Origin of the sequence: Corynebacterium gallinarum, from assembly GCF_014837045.1 — a bacterium.
Classification (GTDB): Bacteria; Actinomycetota; Actinomycetes; order Mycobacteriales; family Mycobacteriaceae; genus Corynebacterium; species Corynebacterium gallinarum.
This window is the reverse complement of record NZ_JACSPR010000003.1, coordinates 253,658-277,196: the sequence shown is the minus strand read 5'-3', so window position 1 is coordinate 277,196 and position 23,539 is coordinate 253,658. Positions and strand designations below refer to the sequence as shown.

The window sequence follows — 23,539 nt, the reverse complement described above, 5'->3', positions numbered from 1 at the left end:
GCGACACCCAAGTGAAGGAGAAGCACATGACATCATCACATCAAGGCACCCGGATCGCCATCGTGGGAGCGGGTATCGGTGGACTCACCCTGGCCGCTGAACTGCGCCGCCGCGGACTGGAACCACAGATCTATGAGCAGGCCTCCGAGCTGCGTGAGGTCGGTGCCGCTGTGGCCCTGTCCGCCAACGCCACCCGTTTCCTGCGGGACCGTCTCGGTGTCGGGGAGGAACTGGCGGAGAAGAGTGCCGATGTGGATGGGCTGATCCTGCGCGACGGGCGTGATGGCCGGGTGATCAACCGGATCTCCTCCCGCCGGGAGTACCACGAGCGCGCCGGCGCACCTTATTACGGCGTGCACCGCGCTGACCTGCAGCACATCCTAAAGCATGCGGTGGGCGAGGATGCGATCCACCTGAACAAGCGGTGCATCCGGGTGGAGGAGCGCACCGATGCCGCGGTCCTGCACTTCGCCGACGGTGACACGGTGGAGGCTGATCTGGTCATCGGTGCCGATGGGGTGCGTTCCCGGTTGCGCCGGGAGATCCTGGGCTATGACGACGCCCAGTTCTCCGGCTGCCATGCCTGGCGCGGACTGGTCGCCCCCGAGAAGATGCCGTCCCTACCCGATCCGGAGGCCATCCAATTCTGGATGGGCCCAGGTGGGCACCTGCTGCACTACCCCATCGGTGGCGGGGTGCAGAACTTCTTCCTGGTGCAGCGCCACAACGGCCCGTGGGAGGAACAATCATGGGTGGTGCCGGTGGCGGAGGAGGATGAACACCTCAAGGCCTTCGAGGGGTGGGCCCCGGCCATCACCGAGATGATCAGCGCCAACCCCGTGACCGAACGGTGGGCTCTCTTCCACCGCCCACCACTCCAGCAGTGGAGCAAGGGGCGCATCACGCTCATCGGCGACGCCGCCCACGCCATGGTCCCCCACCACGGCCAGGGCGCCAACCAGTCCATAGAGGACGCCATCGTGCTCGCCGATTGCCTTATGGAGGGGCTGGAGCAGGGCACCGGCTGGGATGCCGCCCGCCAGCGGTACCAGGAGCTGCGGGCGGACCGCGCCCGACGGGTTCAAATCACCTCGCTGGCCGCCGCTGACGTTTATCATCTTCCCGATGGCCCGGCGGCCGATGCACGGAATGCCCGGCTGGGTGCAGACGATGCGTGGGATCGCTACCTGGGGTGGATCCATGAGCATGTGGCGGACCGGTACCCATCCGCCGTTGTCTCCTGAGGGGATTTAGCTACCGGAACCGATCAAGTAACACTCCCGTCACCAGGGTGTCATGAGACACATCTATACTCATCGTCATGTCTGGCATTGATGCAAAGAAGATCCGCACCCGTCACATCCACGAGGCGAAGGCGAATGGGACGAAGATTTCCGTCCTCACCAGTTATGACGCGATGACCGCCGCCATCTTTGATGAGGCGGGGATCGATATGCTGCTGGTCGGCGATTCCGCCGCCAATGTGGTTCTGGGGCGGGAGACCACCCTGTCGATCACCCTGGATGAGATGATCGTGCTGGCCAAGGCGGTCACCATCGCGGCCAGGCGTGCGCTGGTCATCGTGGATCTGCCCTTCGGCACCTATGAGGTCAGCGAGCAGCAGGCGGTCGAATCCGCCGTGCGCGTCATGCGGGAGACCGGCGCGGCAGCCGTCAAGATCGAGGGTGGCGTGGAGATGGCCTCTACCATCCGTCGCATTGTCGACGCCGGCATCCCCGTCTGCGGCCACATCGGTTTCACCCCGCAGTCCGAGCATGCCCTCGGCGGGCCCGTGATCCAGGGTCGCGGCAGCGGTGCGGACAAGCTGCTTGCCGACGCCCATGCCGTCCAGGCCTCCGGCGCCTTCGCCGTGGTCCTGGAGATGGTGCCCGCGGAGATCGCCACGGAGGTAACCAACCAGCTCGACATCGCCACCATCGGCATTGGCGCAGGTAACGGCACCGACGGCCAGGTGCTGGTGTGGCAGGATGCCTTCGGGTTCAACCGTGGCCGCAAGCCGCGTTTCGTGCGTGAGTACGCCACCCTGGGTGATCAGCTGCTCAACGTCGCCCGCACCTACGCCGATGAGGTGGGCTCCGGTGCGTTCCCCGGCGAGACGGAGAGCTACTGACATGCTGGTTGCACGCACGAAGAAAGAGCTTCTCGACGCCCTGACACCCCTTCGCACCCAGGGCCGTTCCATAGGCCTGGTGCCCACCATGGGAGCCCTCCACTCCGGTCACGCCTCGCTGGTGGCGAAGGCCCGGGAGGAGAATGAGGTGGTGGTGACCAGCATCTTTGTTAATCCCCTCCAGTTCGAGGCGCTGGGTGACTGCGATGACTACCGCAACTATCCCCGCCAGCTCGACGCCGATGTGGCACTCCTTGAGGCGGAGGGCGTGGATGTCGTCTTCGCCCCCGATGTCGAGGAGATGTACGGCCCCACCGGCCTGCCGATGCTGTGGGTGCGCACCGGTGAGATGGGCGAGCGGCTCGAGGGCGCCAGCAGGCCGGGGCATTTCGACGGGGTGGCAACGGTCGTCGCAAAGCTCTTCAACCTGGTGCGCCCCGACCGCGCCTACTTCGGGCAGAAGGACGCCCAGCAGGTCGCCGTGATCCGACGTCTGGTCGGGGACCTGGATTTTCCGCTGGAGATCTGCGCCGTGCCGATCATCCGTGCCGCCGACGGCCTGGCGGAATCCAGCCGCAACCAGCGGCTTTCCGACGCCGACCGCGACGCCGCGCTCGTGTTGTCGCGCGTGCTCTTCGACCTGGAGGAACGCGCCTCCACCGGCCAGCCACTCGACATTGAGGGCGCGTGGGCGCAGCTGCGTTCGGCCGAGGGGGTGCGTCTGGACCATCTCGAGCTTGTCGACGCCGCCACCCTCGAACCCCTCACCGTCACCGGGGCCCTCGACCGCCCCGCGCTGGTCGTCGCCGCGATCCACGTCGGCCAGGTCCGGTTGATCGACAACATTGAACTCCTCCCGCGGTGAGAGTGCGCTAGCCTGAGAACCACCATGTCACTTCATCCCCTGCTCCCGGAGATCCTCGGCCACCGCGATTTCACCCAGCTGGCCCGGGTCACCAATGAGGATCTGAGCAGCGGGTCACGGGCGATCGTCGTACCGGACAGGGCCGCGTTGAGGGCGCACCTTCCCAGTGATCAACCCACCAGGGCAGTTCAGAGTGCGAAACGCTCGCGTGCTGGATTGATGGGTGCGGGTCTACTCATCCCGGTCCTGGCATTAACAAGCGCTGCGATTGACTCCACCGCTCTTCTCATCCTGGCCGGGATTTTGATGCTTCTGGTTGTGGTGGGAACCCCGCTCGCACTGGGACGCATCTGGTACCTGGCGCGGAAGGAGCGGGAGGGTAGGGACGTCGACCTGAACCTACCGGTGTTGATCACTGACACCCGTGACCCATCTGAGCTGGCACTTCTCCACCAGTTATGCGCCTTTCACGATTACACCCATCAATCCGGGTACCCCATTCCAGCGGCCAAATGGCACTTACTGGTCAGCGATGCCCAGTTCGCCTTGCACTCCGGAAACCTCGCGGCAGCCAAACGGGTGGCCACCCAGATTGATGATTGGATCATAGGCGCCGAAGCCGCCAATGAGGCTAGGCGGAACTTCCGGTAGCGTCAGGGGTTACACCAGTCCCGCGTCGCTTCCCGGAGGCGGGCGTAGCGCACGGCAATATCATCATTTCTCTGTCTGGATATGGTTGTAGACCCGGCGATATCCCACGTTGGTGGCTTATCCGAACCTGACAGCACCCATGCAGCCTGCCGTGCGGCACCGAGTGCGACGTATTCTGCAGGTTCAGGGATCACTACATCCGTACCGAATACCTCCGGGGCGATCTGGCGCACCGCCTCCGAACGGGCACCGCCACCGATGAGCAGAATGCGCTTCGCAGGGACACCAGTAGCATCAACCAATGCGGTGACGGCATCATCCATGGAACTAAGCAGGCCTTCCACGGTGGCACGTGCGAAGTCTTCCCGTGTGGTGGCACTGGTGAGTCCCGCCAGCACCCCGGTTGCCCCAGGCCGGTTCGGGGTGCGTTCACCATCGAGGTAAGGCTGGAGCACCAACCCCGCGGAGCCCGGGTCGGAGGCGAGCGCCAGTTTATCAAATTCCTCCCACTCGACCCCCAGGATACGGCGACCGAGTTCCAGGACACGGGCACCATTGAGGGTGCAGGACAGCGGTAGATAGGCACCGGTGGCATCGGCAAACCCGGTGACCAGTCCGGATGGATCGTGGACGCTGTTATCCACCGTGGCCGAAGCCACCCCGGACGTACCTATGGAGACACTGACATCCCCTGGTTTCAGGCTCAATCCCAAGGCTGCAGCCGCATTATCACCAGTCCCCGGGGCAACCAGCGCACCACTGCTGGTGCGCCCTGCCACCTCATTCGGACCCAAAAGGTCCGGCAGGGTCACCCCGTGCCCGAATGCGAGTTCCACGAGGTCATGTCTCCAGGCACGGTCGCGAGTGCTGTAATAACCGGTGCCGGAGGCATCACCGTGATCAGTGACCATGCGCTTTCTGCCCAGCAGATGCCAGGTGAGATAATCATGCGGGAGCAGCACCGCAGCGGTACGACGCGCATTATCGGGTTCATGGTCCCTCATCCACCGTAACTTGGTGGCCGTGATGGAAGCCAGATACACACTGCCGGTGGCATCCACAGCAACATCAGCACCACCGATCTCCTCATTGAGATCACGCGCCGCCTGCGCAGAACGGGTGTCGTTCCACAGGAGGGCAGGCCTCACCAGGTCACCATGGGCATCCAGGGCCACCATTCCGTGCTGTTGGCCAGCGATGGACACAGCATCGGCACGCCCCAGGAGCCCCTCGGTGGCAATGTCAAGAGCCTCGATCCAGGCGGCGGGGTCCACCTCCGTGCCGGAAGGGTGACTCGCACGGCCTTCATCGACCACGTGGCCGGTGGCGGCGTCGACAAGCACCGCCTTGCACGATTGGGTGGAACTATCGATACCCAGCACCAGTGCCATCAGTTTTTCCCTTCCTGGAGAGTGGTCTCATTCCCATCCACATCGACGACATGAATCTGGGCGCGGCAGAGCGAAAGAAGTTCACGCTGATCACGGCTACATTTCTGGTCAATGATGATGTGATCGAAATGATCGATCGGGGCCACACGAAAGACACCGGGTGAGCCAAATTTACTCGAATCCAGCACCAACACTTTGATGGCACCGATACCGATCACCGCACGTTTGGTGTCCGCGGCCTCCATATCCGGGTGAAATAATGCAGCAGAATCACCAGTCTCGCGCAGGGCGGTGGTGGACACGAAGGAAATATCTGCAGATAACTGATTGAGCTGCGCGGTGGTGGCGGTGCCGAGGAAGGAATCCGTTTCCGCAAAATAAAGTCCGCCACAGGCGATGAGGCGGATATCAATCATCCCTGCGCGCCGGCGGTGATCGCTCATTGCCTTGAGGGAATGGGTGATCAATGCCGACGGCGCCCGTTCAGGAAGCTGTTCCACTAGGGCTTCGAGGGTAGTGGAATCATCAATCGCCACTACCGCCCCTTCGGGAATGAGACGCGCGGCAGCGGCACAGAGCGCCTCCTTGGTGGTCCGGTGCAGGTGTCTGCGCTGCCCCACTGCCAGCTCACTCATGGACGGCGACACCGAGCGCGCGCCACCCCGGATGCGTTCGAGGAGATTATCCGCAGCCAGTGCCTCCAGATCACGATGGATGGTCATCGCGCTGACATCAAAATGCTCTGCCAGCTGTTCCACGCGCGCGGATCCATGTCGCGTGATGTAGGAGATGATGCGCTCTCGACGCCGCTCCTGGGCGGTGGCGGGGGTTATGTGGGCCATGTGAAAAAGCTACCACGCTCATGTTGTTAGAACCAGCAGTTTTTAACATTTTTGTGTTGGGTATTGCTTTTAGCCAACATAATGACGTTAGATTAGTGATAGATTCACGTGATCTGCACCACCAAAATGTGAATAATCTCTACTCGGCACAGTTTTTCCCCACCGCATCTAACAAACCTAACAAAGGTGACAACATGTCCACTCCACAGGTACCGGCGACACAACCGGGCATTCTGGATCGTCTCGGCGTCCCCCGGGCACTGATCTTCGGCTTCATCGGCCTCACGATCTTCATGATCGGCGACGGCGTAGAGACCAACATCCTCGAACCCTTCCTCAGCTCCGAACATGGCTTCAGTGTCTCGCTGGCCGGCAGCCTGATCACCGTTTACGGTGTGGCCGTTGCTATTGCAGCTTTCTTCGCAGCAGCGCTCTCTGATCTATGGGGGCCACGGAAAGTAATGATCCTCGGTGCTGCAATCTGGATCATCTTCGAGCTCGCCTTCCTCGCAGTGGCACTAACCACTGACCAGACCTGGCTCATCTTCCTCACCTACGGGCTCCGTGGTTTCGGATACCCCTTCTTTGCCTACGGATTCCTGGTCTGGATCACCGCCACCGCATCCCCGAAACAGCTGGGAACCAGCGTGGGCTGGTTCTATGTGGCCTTTTCGGCAGGCCTGCCCACACTGGGCGCACTGGTAGCCACCATCTCCATGCAGTGGGTAGACCTCAGTTTCTATCAAACCCTGTGGGTCTCGCTGGTACTGGTGGTCATCGGTTCCCTCATTGCCCTGCTGGGCGTGAAGGAACGCCGTGGCCGCCATCCACTGGTATCAAACCCTGAGGATGTCACCCAGACTCTCGGACAGGGTTTCACGCTGCTGCGCCATGATCGCCGGGCCCGTTTTGTCACTTGCATCCGCACCATCAACTCCATCCCCACCTATGCCATGGCAGTGTTCTTCCCCTCCTTCTTTACCGAAGATCTCCGGTGGCAGCTGGGGTGGTTCCTCATCCTCACCACCGTCATCTATGCCGTGAACCTGCCGTTTAATCCCTTCTTCGGCAACTTCGGCGACCGCTATGGGTGGGCCCGCACGGTCTTCTGGGCTGGTTCCATAGGCGGCGCAGCCACCCTGGCGTTGGTGTACTTCACTCCGCTCATCGGTGTCCGGGCAGGCCTGAGCGATGGCCTGGTCTTCGGTATCACCATCGTGGCGGGTGCTCTTTTCGGCATCTCACTGGCAGGCTTCGTTCCCCTGTCAGCCATCGCGGTATCCCTTGATCCGAAACACCCCGGTGCTGCCATGGCCACCTACAACCTGGGAGTGGGTGGAGCAGTGGCTGTCGGTCCGCTCCTGGTGGCGGTCTTCCACCCGCTCATCGGCGCCACCGGTCTCATTTTCATCATGATCGGCCTCTACCTGATCTCCGGTTGGATGACACTTCAGCTGCGTGGCACCCAGCCAGGTTTCGACGGTGTCCCAGCTCTGGAGGAAGGCGCAGAGATCACTGACCTCGCCAGAAACAACCCCACGGAGGAAACAGCAACCGTGGATAAGCACATCACCACCAGCAACATCGCACCCTAAACACACCCATCAGCCGCACACCTTCGGTACTTCAAGGAGAAACCCATGCCCCTGCAGCTCACTACCGCTCATCTTCCCGCCATCACAGCCGCCACCGGTGTGGCCATTCCAACCTATGACCGCACCCAGGTCACACCGGGCATCGTCCACTTCGGCGTCGGCGGTTTCCACCGCGCACACCAGGCCATGTATCTGGATTCCCTGATGAATGAGGGCACAGCACTGGACTGGGGCATCATCGGCATGGGTGTCATGCCATCGGATGCCCGGATGCGCGATGCACTAGAAAAACAGGATCACCTGTACACGCTGACCACCAAAGCCCCGGATAACTCCAGGAAACAGCGCATCATCGGCTCCATTGTTGACTATGTGTTTGCACCGGACGATCCAACTGCCGCCGTAGAAACCCTCGCCGATCCGCGAATCCGCATTGTCTCCCTCACCGTCACCGAGGGTGGATATAACATTGATCCCGCCACAGGCAACTTCGACCATTCCAATCCCCGCATCACGCAGGACCGGGACATGATCCGCGCCGGTGATTATTCGGGACTGCAGACCTTCTTCGGACTCATCACTGCAGCATTGATCACCCGACGCGCTGCTGATACTGCACCTTTCACCATCATGAGCTGCGATAATATCCAGGGTAACGGTGAGTTGGCGGCCACGTTCTTCATGGCTTTCGCTGACTCTGTCTCCCCCCAGCTAGGCGCCTGGGTAGCGGATAATGTCCGGTTCCCCAATTCCATGGTGGACCGCATCACCCCGGAGACCACCGATGCGGATCGTGCCGATGTGCTGGCCACCGGTTATGAAGATGCCTGGCCCGTGGTCGCGGAGGACTTCACGCAATGGGTACTGGAAAACACTTTCACAGCCGATCCCGATGGCACCATCGGCCGTCCCGCCTTCGAGCAGGCCGGTGTCCAGGTGGTCGCTGATGTCGAACCCTATGAGCTGCTGAAGCTTCGTCTCCTCAACGCCTCCCACCAGGGCCTGTGCTATTTTGGCTACCTCGCTGGCCACCGGATGGTGGACGAGGTCATGTCAGACCGACGTTTCCGTGAGTTCCTGCTCGCCTATATGGAACGCGAGGCCACCCCGACCCTGCAGGCGTTGCCTGACGTGGACCTGGATTCCTACCGTCACCAGCTCATTGCCAGGTTCGGCAATGCCTCAGTTAAGGACACAGTGGCACGTCTGTGCGCCGAATCCTCCGACCGCATCCCCAAGTGGCTGCTGCCCGTGATTCAAGAGAATCTAGCCAATGGGGGTGAAATCAGACTGTCCGCCGCGATCATCGCCTCCTGGGCCCGCTATGCGGAGGGTATCGACGAGGACGGCCAGCCGATCACTGTGGTGGACCGACTCGTGGATCGTGTGAGGGAGAACGCCTCCCGCAATCACGAGGATGTGCTCGCCTTCCTTCGTGACCGTGGCCTGTTCGGGGATCTCATCGATTCACCCGACTTCACCGCCGCTTACACCGAGGCACTCACCTCATTACATGAACACGGCGCCGAGGCCACCCTGGACATGCTTCTTGCAAAGGTCACCGTCTAAAAACACGCTTGTCGACGAAAAGCCCTGAGGGGGTCGTCGTCAAGCGGGTGAACCGTCGTGGGGCGGCGGTCGTGCGCTGCCCTCTATGGAGCTGGACTGGTTGCCAGGTGGGGTGAGGTTTTCCGGGCTATCATGAGGCCCATGTCTCATCGCCTGGTTATTCTGCGCCATTCCAAATCCTCCTGGGCCGAACCGGAGCCGGATCATGCGCGCCCGCTGAACAAGCGTGGACACCGCGACGGCAAGGCCGCCGGCCAGTGGCTGGCCGAGAACATCGGCCCGGTTGACCACGTGCTGTGTTCCACAGCCACGCGTACCCGCCTGACCTGGGAACGCGCCCAGGCCGGCGGGGCCGTGGCGAAGGATGTGCACTACCACGACGAGATCTACGAAACCGAGGTCTCCTACTTCGAGCACCTGATCCTGCGACTACCGGAATCGGTGGGTACCGCACTGTTTGTGGGGCACTGGCCCGGCGTGGTGGAACTCGCGCACCACCTCGGTGCCGAGGATGAACATCCCGGGTGGGCGCAGATGGACAAGAAATTCCCCACCAGCGCCATCGCCGTCCTGGAGTTCGACACACCGTGGAAGACCCTGGCTGATGACCTGGCTCAGCTCACGGACTTTGTCATTCCCCGGGGTTAGTCACCCCGGCTGGTCAGTCGCGCCACAGGTGGTGGTTTCATCCACCGGACAGCCCGGGAGGGGAACCCCGCTCCCCTGCCGGAGAACCTCATAGGTCTCCTGAACATCCGTGCGGTCCCATTCCTGGTGGTACTGGGCCACGATGATGTTTTTCATGTCCAGATAGTCGACGATGTCATAGGTCTGGGCCGGTCGGAAGTCGGCGGTGCCGGATTCTGATCGCAAACCGAGCACGGCCTGACGCGGGTTGGACATCCGCATCACCGCCTGGGACACCGCCTGCCGCACCGGATCGGAATCATGCGGGGAATGCGTGATGATGACATCGGGTTGATGCCGCCGGATCTGATCCCCGATGAGCTCCAGGATCGTGTCATAATCCTGCTCCGCCTGCTCCACCGGGATGTTACCCAAGGTCATCGAATTACAACCCAGGAAGCGCGCCCAGTCACGGGTGCGTTGCGGAAGCAGATCCACATCCTCCCCGCTGCGCCCATTGGTGACAGTGAGACCATGAATATTATGACCACAGTCCCACAACGAGGCGATGGTGCCACCGGCTCCATAGACCAGGTCACCCGGGTGCGCCGCAACCATCATGTAGACGCGCCGGTTGACGGCTGTCTGCGTGAGCAACCGCAACCGGTCGAGTGCGCCCAGACCAACGGCCAGGAACAACACCGCCATCCCGACTGCCACTGCTTCCATAAGCGAATCACCGGGGAACCAGATGACGGTCACCAGCGCGAACACCGCAACCAGGAGGGATAACCCCTGCATCCACCACAGGAGTGGTGTGCTGGAACGGAACCGTCTCATCACCTTCCGCCGTACAGGAACCATCCAGAGCAGGAGGAACAGGAAGAGCCCGAGGACGCCGCACGCCACCACCACACCAGTCATGAGCACCCCTTCCCTGTACCGTCATTTACCACTTATATGATTTTTCAAGCGTCTCACATAATTCCCCTGAGTGTAAGTCAGACCTATGCTTCATGTCTGCAGGTGGGGAGGTCATTCCTCCCCCACATCAGACCATGCTAACCCCGAAAACCAGCTGGTCACACAAAAAACTTCCGCGGTGGATGCCCTATGGGGATCCACCGCGGAAGATTTCTCTGGCCGGGGGCTCCGGATAATGGGCCCTCGATGAACATCGATCCGCTAGCAAGATTACGACACCGATCAGAGAATTTCTTCACCCCCGGAACCGATTCCCACATCGATGCGGGGTGATACGGGTTATGTTTGCAGCTCTATCGCTAGGATGAAACCCCCCGCAACAAATGTTATCAACTCGTTACACACTCGTGGGGTTAATGTGACCATTGGGGGTGGCTTATGGAGGGCCGATCGCCCCTCCGGATACCCGGTGAGTGGGCGGTCAGTGGGCCGTGACGAAGAAGATCCCCGTAGCACCGAAGGCCAGCATCGTCAGCGTCAGTGCACCCACCCCCACGAGGTTGGGTGGCACCCGTTCACTCACAATGCCCAGGGACTGCCTGGTGTACCGGATCCGCTGGGTGACCAGGATGAACATCGCCAGGGCCACCAGGATCACCACCGGAATGAGAATGGCCGCCCCATAGAAATTCGTCCACCGCAGCAGCACCGCGGTGCACACCGCCAGGGAGATGGTGGTCCGGGTCCAGGACAGGGTCGTGCGCTCGGGCTGGAGGCCAGGATCCTTATGGAGGGGTTCCAGGTACATCAGGGTCCCCTACCCGGTGAAGAAGAGGACGAGGACAGCTGCGGCGGCGATGAGTGCGGACAGGGACAGCAGGGGCACGATGGCCGGTACCGGCAGGGGACGGCCGTTGCGCATCGCCCGCTCCACATTCATCCACCGACCTGCGGCACCGGCGGCGATGAGCATGCCCACCGCGATGATGAACACCGCGATGCCGGTGCGCAGCGACGGGTCCAGGTTCTCTATGGGGAATGCCTCGAAGGCGATGCCACCGGCGAGAAAGGCCAGGGAGGTGCGGGTCCAGGCGAGGAAGGTGCGTTCATTGGCCAGGGTGAACCGGGGATCCGGTTCCTGCCCGTCGGGGAAGACCGCCCGGGCGAAACGGCCACGGTCGTCGTTCTCGCTGTCACTGGTCATGAGCACTGTCCTCCCGGTCAGCCGATATCAGCCATGAGGTCTGGATCATCGGCAACCAGCATTCTACGACCCAACCGCACCTGAGGGAGATCATTCCATATAGTCGGCCACCTTGAGCACCCCACCGGTGGCCTCGAACTCGGCGCGGGCCGCGGCGAGTAGCTGGGGGTCGGCCAGGGCATCGACCGCCACCTGCGCCAGGCCTATGGAGGAGTCCACCGCGGCATCCACGGCCTCCTCGGTGCGGGCGTAGACGGCGAATTCCTTCGTGTGCAGGGCAACATTCTCCGGGGAGATCTTCACCATGGGGTGGATGCCGGGGATGATGTGGGAGACGTTGCCGAAGTCGGTGGAGGCCGCCAGGGTGTCGGGCAGGATCCCGGCGGGTAGGGCGGTGCGGCCCCGCAGCTGTTGGGTGCGGGCCCAGCGGGTGGCCAGGACGTGGTTGTTGCGTACCGGGAGGCTGGCCGGGTGGATGTCCCAGTTCAGTTCCAGGCCGACCCCGGCCATCTTCGCGGCGCCTTCCATGACATCGTTGACGCGGGTGGATAACTCCACCAGCGCCTCAGGCAGCAGGGACCGCACATACACCGCCATCTTCGCCGCATCCGGGATGACGCTGGGGCGGTTGCCGCCCTCGGTGACGATCGCGTGGAGGCGGTCGCTCGGTGGCATCTGTTGACGCAGCATACCAAGTCCCTGGTAGGCCAGGCTCGCCGCATCGAGGGCATTGCGGCCCATAAACGGCTGGGCGGAGGCGTGCGCGGAGACCCCGTGGAAGGTGGCGGTCATGGTGCGTCGTCCCACCCAGACGTGTTCGGCGATGTCGTAGGCGAAGGGGTGGATCATGATGGCGGCGTCGATGCCCTCGAAGGCACCGCCGGCGATCATGTATTCCTTGCCGGAGTGGCCCTCCTCGGCGGGGGTGCCCAGCAGCACGAGACGTCCCTCGAAGCCGAGGCCGTCGGGGGCGGTGCGTTCGGCGTCGGCAAGCACGGCCGTCGCGGTGAGGAACGCGCCGACACCCGCGGCGGCGATGATGTTGTGCCCGCACGCGTGCCCGATCTCGGGCAGCGCATCGTATTCGGCGAGGATGGCGATGGTGGGATGACGCGTCGCGTCATACCCCTGGGTGGTCCAGCTCGCCTCCAGGGCGGTCTCCACGCCGTAGACGCCCGTCTCAGCGGTGAACCCGCGCGCCGTGAGCTTGTCGACGATCACCTGCCTGGCATGGAACTCCTCGAAGGCCTCCTCGGGGTGGTCGTGGAGGTCGAAGGCGATGTCGCGGAGATCATCCCGCAGGGTTTCCCCACGTTCCTGGAGATCACGCCACAACACGGTCTGCCCGGGGTAGTCCGCGAGGACCCCCTCGGCGGCCGCCATGAGCGCCTCCGCCTCGGCCTTACGCCGGGCGATCCCCTCCTCCATGTAATCCAGGTACGTGGTCGGTGGTGGAAGTGGTTGGCTGCTCATAGTGTCCTTCGGTGGGTCGCGCGTGTGTTACAGGAAGATGCCCGATCCGGGCCCCAGGGGCAGGTCTGCGTAGAACCAGATCGCCAGAAGTGATGCCCATGCTAGCCAGAACGGGATGACAAATGGGATCAGACGGGACATGAGGGTACCCAGACCCGCATCGGGTTCGTAGCGGCGCAGCAGACCCAGGATCACAATCATGTACGGATTCAGCGGGGTGATCACCTGGGTGGCGGAGTCACCGACGCGGAAGGCTGCCTGCACGAACGAGGGTTCATACCCCAGCAGCGCGAACATGGGTACGAACACCGCAGCCATGAGCGTCCACATCGCCGAACCGGAAATGATCAGCAGGTTCAGCAGGGACGCCAGGATGATGAACGCCAGGATCGCGGAGAACCCGGTCAGACCGATGGCCTCCAGCCCGGCGGCACCCTGCACCGCGGTGAAGGTGCCGATGCCGGTCCAGTTGAACAGCGCCACGAACTGACCCAGGATGAACGCCAGCACCAGGAAGTCCAGCATGTCCTTGATGGATTCGCCCATCATGCGGACGACATCCTCCATGCTCTTGATCGTGCCCAGCACCACTCCATAGGCGATGCCCATGACCATGAAGAGCAGGAACACGATGAATACCACGGAACTCAACAACGGTGACTGCGGCAGGAAGCCACCACCTTCGTTACGCCACGGGGAGTTCGGGATGAGGACCACGACCACCACCAGGATGGACACCAACAGGGTCGTCCAGAGGGACACCGCCAGGGCACGGTTCTCGTGCGCGGTCAACGTCGGGGAGATCTCGTCCTCGCGGGCCGGATCATCCGCGCCGGAGTCGGTGACCGCGTAGTCGGTGGTGACCTTCTGACGCCACATGCGCGGCTCCAGCACCTTGTCGATGAGGAAACCACACAGCATGCCCAGCACAATCGATGCGGCGATGTTGAAGTAGTAGTTGGACACCGGGTTGACCTCGGTGGTCTCCAGGCCGGGGAGGGTTTCCATCACGGCGTTGGTAATACCCGCGAACAGGGCATCCAGGCTGGTGGGCACCAGGGCGGTGGAATAACCCGCACCCACCGCCGCGAAACCACCCAGCAAACCCGCCACCGGGTGCCTGCCGGCGGCCTTGAACACCATGGCCGCCAGCGGGGGCACCACCACGAAGGCGGCATCCGCCATGACTGAGGCGGTCACCCCGATGACACCCACCGCATAGGGCAGGACCAGTTTCTTCGCCGACCCGAACAACTTGCGGATCAGCGCGGAGAGCATGCCGGAGCGTTCCGCCACACCCACGGCGAGCAGGATCGGCAGCACCGTGACCAGCGGTGGGAAACCGATGTAGTTGGCTCCCAGGTTCACGGTCAGCCAGGTCATGCCCTCGCCGGTGAACAGACCCCTGATGAACAGCTCCTCATCGGAACCCGGCACGATCACCGAGACATCCATCCACGCCATGATCGACGACGCGATCGCGGTGAACAGGAACAGGATCAAAAAGAGCGTGAAGGGCGTGGGCAGTTTGTTGCCGAGTCGCTCCACACCGCTGAGGAATTTATCGCTCCACTTACCCAGTGCGCTGGTGGGGGCGTCCGGGTTGGCCTCCCCGGAACTTTCGGTAGCTGTGGCGGCCGTGGATCCGGCTCTCCCCTCCGGGGCGGGTGGGCCGTGTATATTGTCCTTCTCAGCACTCATAGTCCTGACCTTCTGCACTTGAGGTGGGATACCCCGGATGAGGCAATCCCCGGATGAGTTGAAGACTATGAGCGGTCCGGGAATCTGGCCATATATGCCTTAAAGCGTTACATAAATGTTACCGGCAGACCATTTCCGGAATGCGTTGCCAATCACCGTCTTTCACCGATCGACAGACGAATGCACCCCGTGGCCTGCGTCACTATCATGGCGGGGCATGGAGCATCCCTTCCGTACCCTGACCCTCACCCTCGCCGCCGGTATGACCAGTGCAGCACTTGCCGTGGCGCCGGCAGCACCCGCAGTCGCCCAGGCACATCCCCAGGCACCCGCCACCCAGTCCGCTCCCACCACTGAAGTGGTGAGCACCAACCTCCTTCACGCGTCCTTCACCCAGGACGGTATGCACCGCGAGTACCTGGTCAAACTGCCCGAGAACCGTGATCCGGCGCGGACCTACCCGGTCGTTCTGGCCTTCGGCGGCAAGGGCGATTCCGCCACCAACTTCCGGTCGTATGCCGGGTTGGAGCAGGCCACCGCCGGTGGGGCCATCATCATCTACGCCCAGGGGGTGGACAATTCGTGGGCCGGTGCCCCCTATGCCTCCACGACCATGGCGCAGGACATCGCCTATGTGCGCACCGCGGTGGATGATGTGACCGCCCACCACGGTGGCGATCGGGGTCGCGTCTACGCCGTCGGCATGTCCAACGGGGGCGGCATGGCGACCGCGCTGGGGTGCCACGCCCCTGAGCTTGTCGACGCCACCGCCTCCGTCGCCGGTGCCTACTACGATCCGACAGTCACCGGTTGCAACCCCCGCGGCGGGGTTCCCGCACTGATCATCCACGGCACCAACGACACCCTCATGAACTACTGGGGTGGCACCCGCCACGGTGCCCACTACCAGGGCGCCTACGCGGCATTCGAATCCATCGCCGCACGCAACCACTGCACCGTGTCGGCGGTGAACCAGGTTCACGAGCACCCCAACAGCACCACCTTCCGACCGGCGTTCTGCGCGACACCCACCGAGTTTGTGCGGATTGGCGACGGGGGCCACGAGTGGTCCTATACCCCCTCAGTGGCGGATATCAGCTGGGGTTTCCTGCAGCGGCAGTAGGTTTACGCGAACGCAGCGGAGGCGTTGTCGAGGCGGGTGAGGTGGTGCTCGTCAAGCACGAGCGTCGGGGCGGCCATGAGGTCGGGCAGCTGGTCGACGCGGGTGGCTGAGGCGATCGGCGCGGTGACCCCGCGGGCCAGCAGCCAGGCCAACGCGACGGTGGCAGGTGCCGCGCCGAGCTCCCCGGCGACGGCGCGCAGCTCGTTGACCACCACAAAGGCATCGTCGGTGGCCAGGCCCTCGGCGAACCCCTGACGAGCCCGGCCGGCAAGATCCTCGCGGGAGGAGTACTTGCCGGTCAGCAGGCCGGAGGCCAGCGCGAAATACGGGAACACCGCGGGACCGAACTCATCCACGACCGGACGGATGCCGGTCTCATAATCCCGGCGGGTCAGCAGGTTGTACTGCGGCTGGATGGCGACGGGACGGGCCGGGGAATCGGCGGATTGCTCGAAGAAGTCCCGCAGGCGTTCCGGACTGTAGTTGGACAGCGCGAGGTGGCGGATCTTACCGGCGGCGATGAGGTCCTCGGCGATGGCGATCTGCTCGCTTATGGAGACCGAGTCTTCGTCGTGGTGATGGTAGAAGATATCGATGGTGTCCACACCCAGGCGCGTCAGGGAGGCATCCACGGCAGCAGTGGTGGCGGTACGGGTCCGGCCGGTGTGGGGTTCCAGGGCGCCGGATTTCGTGGCGATGATCAGATCATCCGCTCCCCCACGCGCCCGGAGGTAGGCGCCCAACACCCGCTCCGATTCGCCACCCGCGTTGCCCTCGGCCCACACCGAGTACATGTCGGCGGTGTCGACAAAGTTGCCGCCAGCCTCACGGAAGGCATCCAACACGGCGAAGGACTGCTGCTCATCAGTGGTCCACCCGAAGGTGTTGCCGCCGAGGTTGAGCGGGAAGATATCGAAATCGGTGCCCGGGATTACGGCCATGGGGTTTCTCCTTCTATATGCCAGACGTAACGGAGCCCCACCCTAACAGCATCACTTGAACCATCAAGCAGCTGCCGGGGTGGGGTGGGCGTTCTCGCGGGCCGATATGTTGAGGACTTAAACATATCCCGTAAACATGTTGATTTTCCGGCCAAAAATCGACATATGACCATTACCTCGCGCCATCGTCCCAGCTCACAGCAGACGTTTCAAATCGGCCGCCAGCTTATGGAAGGCCTCGGAACGGTTGCCGAAGCGGTGCAGGGTCATCGACACGGCCTGCTCCTTGAGCCAGTACCGCAGCTCGACGCGCCCGGATGAGGTGACGGGATCGTCGAGAATCGCCACCTCGGGCCGCACCGCCAGGCGCTCGCGCTGGAATGGAGTCACGGTGCCGATCACGCGCACACGCGCGCCGGTGCCGTCGTCGTAGTCGCCGCGCAGGAGGCGGGTGATGAAGACGGCATCGTCGATGGTCTCCACGCTTGTCGACGCATCGGCAAGCACCTCGCGTACCCCACCGCCGACCCCGGGTCCGACCATGACCGTCAGCTCCGCGCCCGCCCGGTGCGCCGCGAGAACCGCGCGCGCCACCTCGCGGGGCTCGGCGTCATCGGCGATGCGCAGCACCACCTTCGCCGGACGGTAGCGGAAGATATTGGCCTCCGCCTCCAACCCGGAAGGGTCACGCGGGGTACCGAACTCAGAGGTCCACGCCCGTGCATCGCTGGCGTTGGCCTGCTCCAGCCAGGTGATGTCATCGGGTGAGAGGGTATCCATCCACTTGTTGATCAGCGGCGACGACTTCACCGGCGCATCCTTGGCCGGCTGATCCGACCACTGCCCCATAAGCATGACGTAGTTGGGGCCACCGGCCTTGGAGCCCAGACCCACCGAGGATTTCTTCCACCCGCCGAAGGACTGGCGTTCCACGATCGCACCGGTGATCCCACGGTTGACGTAGACATTGCCCACCTCCACGGCATCCACCCAGGTGCGCACCTCATCGATGTCCAGGCTCTGGATGCCACCGGTCAGGCCGAATTCCACGGCGTTCTGATACTCGATGGCCTGCTCGAGGTCATCGGCCTTCATCAGACCCAGGACGGGTCCGAACACCTCGGTGAGGTGGAAGAAGGAGCCCGGCTGCACACCCTCCTTGATGCCGGGCCTCCATAGGCGACCGGAGTCATCGAGGGGTTTGGGTTCCAGCAGCCACCGCTCCCCCGGCTCCAGCTGGGTCAGGGCGTGCCGGAGTTTGTCGCTGGGCTGTTCGGTCAGTGGTCCGACGGTGGCGGACATATTGGTCGGCCAGTCCACGACGAGGGAGGAGGCGGCGTCGACAAGCTGGCTGCGGAAGCGCTCCGAGGTGTACATGGTGCCCACCAGGATGCCGAGGGAGGCCGCCGAACACTTCTGGCCGGCATGTCCGAAGGCGCTGTGCACGAGGTCCGCGACCGCCAGGTCACGGTCCGCAGCGGGGGTGATCACCATGGCGTTCTTACCGGAGGTCTCCGCATTGATCTGCAGGTCAGGGCGCCAGGACGCGAACATCGCGGCGGTTTCCGACGACCCGGTGAGGATCACCCGGTCCACCTTCGGGTGGCTCACCAATCTGCGGCCCGCATCGCGGCTCGCGGGGTACACGCAGTGCAACACCCGCCTGGGCACACCCGCCTCCCACAGTGCCTCCACCACGGCCGCGGAACAGTGCTGGCTGGGCTTCGACGGCTTATGGATGACACCCGCACCCGCAGCGAGTGCCGCGAAGGTGGATCCGGCCGGGATGGCGATGGGGAAATTCCACGGCGGGGTGATCACTGCAACCCGGTCAGGGGCGAAGTCGGCGTTGTCCACCTGCTCCAGTTCCAGGGCACGGTGGGCGTAGTAGCGGGCGAAGTCGATGGCCTCGGAGATTTCCGGGTCGGTCTGTTCGACCACCTTGCCCACCTCGGCGGCCGCGATGGACACCAGGTGCCCGCGGCGGGCGGCCAGGATGTCGGCGGTGCGGTACAGGATCCGGGCGCGCTCCATAGGCGGGAGTGCGGCCCACTCGGCGGCCGCCGCGCGGGTGCCCTCGATGAGGGCGTCGATATCCTCTTCCTCCACGGACAGCGGTGCGGTCTGCTGCTCCAGCCAGCCCTCGTCGGCGCTGCGCTCGATGGCGGCGCGTGCCCACTGCTGATTGGCGGTGAGTGCGGGGTTGGTGTCGGGCTCGTTGGCAAAAGGCGGGAGCTGGTCAGGTGCCCGGGTGGTGTCGAGTTCACGGGCCCGGTCGCCGGCTGCCTCCAGGGTTTCGGCCTCCTGTGCGCCACGGTCCTGGGTGTCGTTGGGGCCGGGCACGGGGGCGTCGAGAAGCTCGGCGAGATCCTCTACGGAGGCGCGGAACCGATCCTCCTCGCGGCGGAAGGCGGGGTTGTCGGCCTCGAGGTCGAAGATGACGGACATGAAGTTCTCACTGGCGGCGTTCTCCTCCAGGCGGCGCACCAGGTAGGAGATGGCGGCGTCGAATTCCTGCGGGCGCACCGCGGGGACATAGAGCAGCAACTGGCCGACATCCCGGCTGGCGGCGCGCGCCTGGTCGGAAGCCATGCCCTGGAGCATCTCGAATTCCACCTTGTCGGCCACACCGCGCTCTATGGACAGCAGGTGCGCGAAGGCGATGTCGAAGAGGTTGTGTCCGGCCACCCCGAGGCGCAGGCCGGTCATGTTCTCCTGACGCAGCGCCCACCACAGCACGCGTTTGTAGTTGGCGTCGGTAGCCTGTTTGCTGGGCATGGTGGCCGCCGGCCATCCGGCGATCTCGGCGTGGACATGCTCCATAGGCAGGTTCGCGCCTTTGACCAGGCGGATCTTGATGGGCTCGCCACCGTCGCCCACGCGTTGTGCGCCGAACTCCGCCAGTTCCTGCAGCGACGCGAGCGCATCCGGGAGGTAGGCCTGCAGGACGATACCCGCCTCGAGGGTCTCCACCCCGGGCAGGGACATCAGGCGTTTGAACACCTCGATGGTCAGACGCAGATCACCGTATTCCTCCATGTCCAGGTTGATGAACTTCGTGCCACCGGGTGTGCCGGCGGCCGCGGCGGCCTCCTTATATAAAGGTGTCAGACGCTTGACGACGGCCTCCACCGTCTCATCGAATCCCCACAGCGAGATCTGCGAGGCCACCGACGAGACCTTGATGGAGACATAATCAACGTCCATCCGGCCCAGGAGCCGACGGGCGTCCTCCAGGTGTTTGAGCGCCTCCTTCTCACCGAGCACGGCCTCACCGAGGAGGTTGATGTTGAGGCGGTTGCCATCACCCTGGAGTTCCGCGACGGCACGGCCGAAGGGTTTGTCGCGGGCGTCGACAATCATGTGACCGACCATCTGCCTGATGCGCGCACGGGCAGCCGGAACCACCACATGCGGCAGGGCACGCCCCACCAGGGAACCAGCCTGAATCTGGGCGCGGTCAATGAAGGACATGGTCGCCGGGGCGATACTGCCCAGGTCATTGAGTGCGCGGGCTGCCGCGTGGATGTCCTCGGTGCGCACCACCCGGTCGACGAACCCCACGGTGAACTCCAGGCCATTCGGGTCCTGGAGGATCGCCGCCAGACGTTCCGCGGTGGGATTGGGCACGCTTTCCTGCTGCGCATAGTCCAACCAGTCCCGGACCTTCACCACCGCCTGGTCAGTCAGCGTGGCCAGTTCGATGGGCAGTTTCATGGAATTCTCTGTGGTTGCGGTCATGGTGCTCGCTCCCTGCTCTCCCGGGTTGGTTACATCCCGGGCCGTGTTTCTGGGTCCGGACCCCACGACAGAACGTACTGACACACGCCCATCATGTGATCCGCACCAGTTGTCTCGGTCGTTATGACCCCCAACATACTGACAAGTGCTGATGTGGTCACCCGCCGTCCCCGGGGCGGGGGCACTAGCCTCAACCGGGATAGTCGCCGCCTTAACCCCGAGTTCCTGTTCCCAGAGACCGCGGAAGTTAACCCAGAGATCAGTACTGCTTTCTGGGGACAGGATCTCGGGGTTCATGGGGGAGGCAATGCGGCACACCGCAGAAACGCTATCTGCGCAGGGACGCAACCCCACCTCTCAGCACCCCATGGTGTACCGGCGTGGGGGTGCGTCTGCGAACCATGTGATCATTTAAGTACCCTCGGGTGGTGTGACCCCCGACATAGAGGCTGTGCTCCATTCCGGGCACCCGCCGTTCAATATCCCCTCCCCCGGGCCCTGATCATCGGCGAACCGTGGGGGTGACAGTGAGATCGAACAACTTCATATGGTTTCCCGAACCCGCCCTGGGGAGGGATCGACAAGAAGGAGTACCCATGTTCACACGCAAACTGTTCACCCTCACCGCCGTCGCCGGCCTGTCCCTCAGCCTCGCGGCCTGCGGTGATGATTCCGGCAACTCGGATGCCACCGCCACCGAAACCACCGTGGTCACCTCTGACGACGCCACCACGGAGGAGACCACCACCGCAGAGGAGACCACCGACAGCGGGGTGGCCACCGAAACCCAGACCGCCGTGTCTGATGCGGATGCCACCGCTGACCGCGACATCGTGTTCGATGCCATCGACCTGGTGATGGCAGAACATGCTGACGGCATCATCATCGACATCGACCGCGAGGATGACACCGAGGCCTACGAGATCGACGTGGTGGTCGGTGAGGAGGTCCTCGAACTCGATGTGGATACCGCCGCTGGTGAGGTCCGTGAATCCGACCGCGATAATGACGATGCCGAGGATGTCCGTCGCGCCCAGGAGGCCACCGTCACCATCTCCGATGCCATCACCCAGGCACTGGAGGCCCACCCCGACGGAGTCGTGGATGAAGCCTCCCTCGAGGATGAGGACGGCCGACTGGAGTGGCAGATCGACCTCGACGATGTCGAGCGCAATGATCTGACCGAGTTCACCGTTCTGGCGAATTAAGCGTAACTAAGCGTGACGACGCTCCCTCCCGCTCCCCTATGGGTGGCGGGGGGGGCGTCGACAAGCACCCGGTTAACGGAACGGCACCTCACCTAAGGTGCGGCGCAGCTTGCGGGTGCGCAGGCGCTCCGGGTCCATCGCCAGGTATTCCATCGCGCGCACCGCACACATGACATGTGCCTCCTTGGAGTTGGAGTAGAAGGCCTGCGCCTGGGCGGGCAGCTTCGGCACCGAGTGCAGCGGCAGGTCAGAGACCGACAGCAGCGTTCCATAGGGGATGCGGTAGCGGTACCCGTTGGTGGCCAGGGTGGAGGATTCCATGTCGATGGCCACCGCCGTGGACCCGTTGAACCACTCCCACAGTTTGCGCGGGGTGTGCCACTCCCAGTTTCGGTCATCGGTGGACAGGACGGTGCCGGTGCGCATGAGGTCATTGTCATCGCCGTAGATCTCATCCACGCTGGCCTCGAGGGCCTTCTGGATCTCGGGGATGGCGGGGATCGGGTTGCCCAGCGGGATGCGACGGTCCAGGATGTGGTCCTCGCGCTGGTAGGCGTTGCCGAGGATGAGGTCACCGATACGCATGCGGGCATCCAGTCCGGCGCAGTGACCGATCATCACCCACGCCTCCGGGCGCAGCACCGCCAGGCAGTCGGTGATCGTCTTGGCGTTGGACGGACCCACACCGATATTGATGATGGTCAGGCCATCCCCCTCGTCGGTGGTCAGATCAAACCGCGGCATCTGGAACCGGCTGGCCAGATCAATCGCCGTGACCCCACCCAGACCATGGATCTCCTCCACCGTGTCCCGGGTGATCACCTCACCATTCGGCAGGGTCAACGCCGTGTACTTCGACCCCTCCCTGCTCAGCTCCCCCAACCCGAAACTGACGAACTCGGTGGTGTGCATCGCATAGTTGGTGAACAGGATGTACTTCTGCACATGATCCACCTCGATGCCGGTGTAATGCTCGATGCGGGCACAGGCGATATCGAAACGCTGCGGCCCGAAATGGAACAGCGGGTGCTCCTCCCCGTTGAAGGCCTCCCACTCACCATCAATGATCGCATCATGGACCTCATCCAGGGTCGGACGCGGAATGATCTCCGCAACATCACCCGCCCGACGCGCCTCCGTCGCCGACGGCGCATCACGGATGTACTCCGGCGGAATCCGGATATCGGACGGCCCCACCTCAATCCGGCACGGATAATTCCCCGTCAACCGCTCCAACTGCTCCCGCAGATACCGCTCCATGATGTGCGGTTTGGACAACACCGCCGAAAAGCGCCCCGCCTGATCCACATACCCGAACGGTTCCGTACGATCGATCGGCTTCCACTGCAACACCTCCACCACCAGCTTCGGATACACCACATCCGCATAGGCGGCGTAGTCACCATTCTCCAACGTCCTCTTCGCTAGGTCCGTGGAGTTGGTGTAGATCTCCTTCAACCGGTCGATGGCCTCGTCGATGCTGTCCATAGCCTCCATAGAGGAAACGGGTGTGGTTTCTGGGGTGTCAGGGAAAGTAGTCATGGGGCCCAGAT

19 protein-coding genes are annotated in these 23,539 nt (G+C 63.3%); 9 read left to right on the top strand and 10 right to left on the bottom strand.

The annotated features are described in order from the left end of the window. Window positions 1-26: 26 nt before the first annotated feature. From H9627_RS05895 to H9627_RS05880, 4 genes are all read left to right on the top strand, one after another. Complete coding sequence (locus tag H9627_RS05895) at window positions 27-1,244, top strand: FAD-dependent monooxygenase (RefSeq protein WP_191733083.1); 1,218 nt, start codon at window positions 27-29, stop codon at window positions 1,242-1,244. 77 nt (window positions 1,245-1,321) lie between these two features. Beyond that, window positions 1,322-2,131: a 3-methyl-2-oxobutanoate hydroxymethyltransferase gene (gene panB, locus H9627_RS05890; protein ID WP_191733082.1), complete on the top strand. Its 810-nt coding sequence runs from the start codon at window positions 1,322-1,324 to the stop codon at window positions 2,129-2,131. A 1-nt stretch (window position 2,132) separates the two neighbouring features. Further along, window positions 2,133-2,996 (top strand): pantoate--beta-alanine ligase, encoded by an 864-nt coding sequence (gene panC / locus H9627_RS05885; protein WP_191733081.1) that lies wholly within the window; start codon window positions 2,133-2,135, stop codon window positions 2,994-2,996. Between the two features lie 24 nt (window positions 2,997-3,020). Continuing rightward, the gene (locus H9627_RS05880; protein WP_191733080.1) at window positions 3,021-3,647 is read left to right on the top strand and encodes a hypothetical protein; all 627 of its coding nucleotides are present in this window, start codon (window positions 3,021-3,023) and stop codon (window positions 3,645-3,647) included. Window positions 3,648-3,649: 2 nt separating this feature from the next. On the opposite strand, the gene xylB is transcribed toward H9627_RS05880, so the two are convergent. Both xylB and H9627_RS05870 read right to left on the bottom strand, forming a co-directional pair. Continuing rightward, window positions 3,650-5,038 carry a xylulokinase gene (xylB, locus tag H9627_RS05875; protein ID WP_191733079.1) on the bottom strand — a complete coding sequence of 463 codons (1,389 nt, stop codon included), beginning with the start codon at window positions 5,036-5,038 and terminating at the stop codon, window positions 3,650-3,652. Continuing rightward, entirely contained in the window at window positions 5,038-5,880 is an 843-nt protein-coding gene (locus H9627_RS05870) for a DeoR/GlpR family DNA-binding transcription regulator (RefSeq protein WP_191733078.1), read from the bottom strand. Before H9627_RS05870 ends, xylB begins: the two co-directional genes overlap by 1 nt. A 194-nt stretch (window positions 5,881-6,074) precedes the next feature. Here H9627_RS05870 and H9627_RS05865 point away from each other — a divergent pair, with 194 nt between their 5' ends. From H9627_RS05865 to H9627_RS05855, 3 genes are all read left to right on the top strand, one after another. Beyond that, window positions 6,075-7,475, top strand: coding sequence for an RbtT/DalT/CsbX family MFS transporter (locus tag H9627_RS05865; RefSeq protein WP_191733077.1), 1,401 nt, complete (start codon window positions 6,075-6,077; stop codon window positions 7,473-7,475). Window positions 7,476-7,520: 45 nt separating this feature from the next. Then, on the top strand, window positions 7,521-9,044 hold the full coding sequence (locus H9627_RS05860; RefSeq protein ID WP_191733076.1) for a mannitol dehydrogenase family protein: 1,524 nt from the start codon (window positions 7,521-7,523) through the stop codon (window positions 9,042-9,044). A gap of 141 nt (window positions 9,045-9,185) precedes the next feature. Further along, window positions 9,186-9,692 carry a SixA phosphatase family protein gene (locus H9627_RS05855; protein ID WP_225213523.1) on the top strand — a complete coding sequence of 169 codons (507 nt, stop codon included), beginning with the start codon at window positions 9,186-9,188 and terminating at the stop codon, window positions 9,690-9,692. On the opposite strand, the gene H9627_RS05850 is transcribed toward H9627_RS05855, so the two are convergent. From H9627_RS05850 to H9627_RS05830, 5 genes are all read right to left on the bottom strand, one after another. Further along, window positions 9,693-10,595, bottom strand: a complete 903-nt coding sequence (locus H9627_RS05850) for a PIG-L deacetylase family protein (protein WP_191733074.1) — start codon at window positions 10,593-10,595, stop codon at window positions 9,693-9,695. Between the two features lie 481 nt (window positions 10,596-11,076). Continuing rightward, window positions 11,077-11,403 (bottom strand): DUF202 domain-containing protein, encoded by a 327-nt coding sequence (locus H9627_RS05845; RefSeq protein ID WP_191733073.1) that lies wholly within the window; start codon window positions 11,401-11,403, stop codon window positions 11,077-11,079. Between the two features lie 9 nt (window positions 11,404-11,412). Continuing rightward, on the bottom strand, window positions 11,413-11,799 hold the full coding sequence (locus tag H9627_RS05840; RefSeq protein WP_191733072.1) for a YidH family protein: 387 nt from the start codon (window positions 11,797-11,799) through the stop codon (window positions 11,413-11,415). A 90-nt stretch (window positions 11,800-11,889) separates the two neighbouring features. Continuing rightward, the gene (locus H9627_RS05835; RefSeq protein ID WP_191733071.1) at window positions 11,890-13,272 is read right to left on the bottom strand and encodes a M20 family metallopeptidase; all 1,383 of its coding nucleotides are present in this window, start codon (window positions 13,270-13,272) and stop codon (window positions 11,890-11,892) included. A gap of 27 nt (window positions 13,273-13,299) precedes the next feature. Then, window positions 13,300-14,973 carry an AbgT family transporter gene (locus tag H9627_RS05830; protein ID WP_225213522.1) on the bottom strand — a complete coding sequence of 558 codons (1,674 nt, stop codon included), beginning with the start codon at window positions 14,971-14,973 and terminating at the stop codon, window positions 13,300-13,302. 217 nt (window positions 14,974-15,190) lie between these two features. Between H9627_RS05830 and H9627_RS05825 the strand changes: the two genes are divergently transcribed. After that, the gene (locus H9627_RS05825) at window positions 15,191-16,096 is read left to right on the top strand and encodes an alpha/beta hydrolase family esterase (RefSeq protein ID WP_191733070.1); all 906 of its coding nucleotides are present in this window, start codon (window positions 15,191-15,193) and stop codon (window positions 16,094-16,096) included. A gap of 2 nt (window positions 16,097-16,098) precedes the next feature. Here H9627_RS05825 and H9627_RS05820 read toward each other — a convergent pair whose 3' ends face one another. Together H9627_RS05820 and H9627_RS05815 are read right to left on the bottom strand one after the other, a co-directional pair. After that, window positions 16,099-17,037, bottom strand: coding sequence for an aldo/keto reductase (locus H9627_RS05820; protein ID WP_191733069.1), 939 nt, complete (start codon window positions 17,035-17,037; stop codon window positions 16,099-16,101). Between the two features lie 195 nt (window positions 17,038-17,232). Next, a complete protein-coding gene (locus tag H9627_RS05815; protein ID WP_191733210.1) occupies window positions 17,233-20,754 on the bottom strand; it encodes a proline dehydrogenase family protein in 3,522 nt (1,173 codons plus the stop codon). Window positions 20,755-21,374: 620 nt separating this feature from the next. Between H9627_RS05815 and H9627_RS05810 the strand changes: the two genes are divergently transcribed. Then, a complete protein-coding gene (locus H9627_RS05810; protein ID WP_191733068.1) occupies window positions 21,375-21,986 on the top strand; it encodes a PepSY domain-containing protein in 612 nt (203 codons plus the stop codon). Window positions 21,987-22,058: 72 nt separating this feature from the next. Here H9627_RS05810 and amn read toward each other — a convergent pair whose 3' ends face one another. Continuing rightward, window positions 22,059-23,483: an AMP nucleosidase gene (gene amn, locus H9627_RS05805; protein WP_191733209.1), complete on the bottom strand. Its 1,425-nt coding sequence runs from the start codon at window positions 23,481-23,483 to the stop codon at window positions 22,059-22,061. Between the last annotated feature and the right edge of the window lie 56 nt (window positions 23,484-23,539).

Coding starts and splice junctions, on each gene's coding strand:
- panC (WP_191733081.1), top strand. CDS start 2,133: ATGCTGGTTGCACGCACGAAGAAAGAGCTTCTCGACGCCCTGACACCC.
- amn (WP_191733209.1), bottom strand. CDS start 23,483: ATGGAGGCTATGGACAGCATCGACGAGGCCATCGACCGGTTGAAGGAG.
- H9627_RS05865 (WP_191733077.1), top strand. CDS start 6,075: ATGTCCACTCCACAGGTACCGGCGACACAACCGGGCATTCTGGATCGT.
- H9627_RS05855 (WP_225213523.1), top strand. CDS start 9,186: ATGTCTCATCGCCTGGTTATTCTGCGCCATTCCAAATCCTCCTGGGCC.
- H9627_RS05840 (WP_191733072.1), bottom strand. CDS start 11,799: ATGACCAGTGACAGCGAGAACGACGACCGTGGCCGTTTCGCCCGGGCG.
- H9627_RS05895 (WP_191733083.1), top strand. CDS start 27: ATGACATCATCACATCAAGGCACCCGGATCGCCATCGTGGGAGCGGGT.
- H9627_RS05850 (WP_191733074.1), bottom strand. CDS start 10,595: ATGACTGGTGTGGTGGTGGCGTGCGGCGTCCTCGGGCTCTTCCTGTTC.
- panB (WP_191733082.1), top strand. CDS start 1,322: ATGTCTGGCATTGATGCAAAGAAGATCCGCACCCGTCACATCCACGAG.
- H9627_RS05830 (WP_225213522.1), bottom strand. CDS start 14,973: ATGAGTGCTGAGAAGGACAATATACACGGCCCACCCGCCCCGGAGGGG.
- H9627_RS05810 (WP_191733068.1), top strand. CDS start 21,375: ATGTTCACACGCAAACTGTTCACCCTCACCGCCGTCGCCGGCCTGTCC.
- H9627_RS05870 (WP_191733078.1), bottom strand. CDS start 5,880: ATGGCCCACATAACCCCCGCCACCGCCCAGGAGCGGCGTCGAGAGCGC.
- H9627_RS05880 (WP_191733080.1), top strand. CDS start 3,021: ATGTCACTTCATCCCCTGCTCCCGGAGATCCTCGGCCACCGCGATTTC.
- H9627_RS05815 (WP_191733210.1), bottom strand. CDS start 20,754: ATGAAACTGCCCATCGAACTGGCCACGCTGACTGACCAGGCGGTGGTG.
- H9627_RS05860 (WP_191733076.1), top strand. CDS start 7,521: ATGCCCCTGCAGCTCACTACCGCTCATCTTCCCGCCATCACAGCCGCC.
- H9627_RS05825 (WP_191733070.1), top strand. CDS start 15,191: ATGGAGCATCCCTTCCGTACCCTGACCCTCACCCTCGCCGCCGGTATG.
- H9627_RS05845 (WP_191733073.1), bottom strand. CDS start 11,403: ATGTACCTGGAACCCCTCCATAAGGATCCTGGCCTCCAGCCCGAGCGC.
- H9627_RS05820 (WP_191733069.1), bottom strand. CDS start 17,037: ATGGCCGTAATCCCGGGCACCGATTTCGATATCTTCCCGCTCAACCTC.
- xylB (WP_191733079.1), bottom strand. CDS start 5,038: ATGGCACTGGTGCTGGGTATCGATAGTTCCACCCAATCGTGCAAGGCG.
- H9627_RS05835 (WP_191733071.1), bottom strand. CDS start 13,272: ATGAGCAGCCAACCACTTCCACCACCGACCACGTACCTGGATTACATG.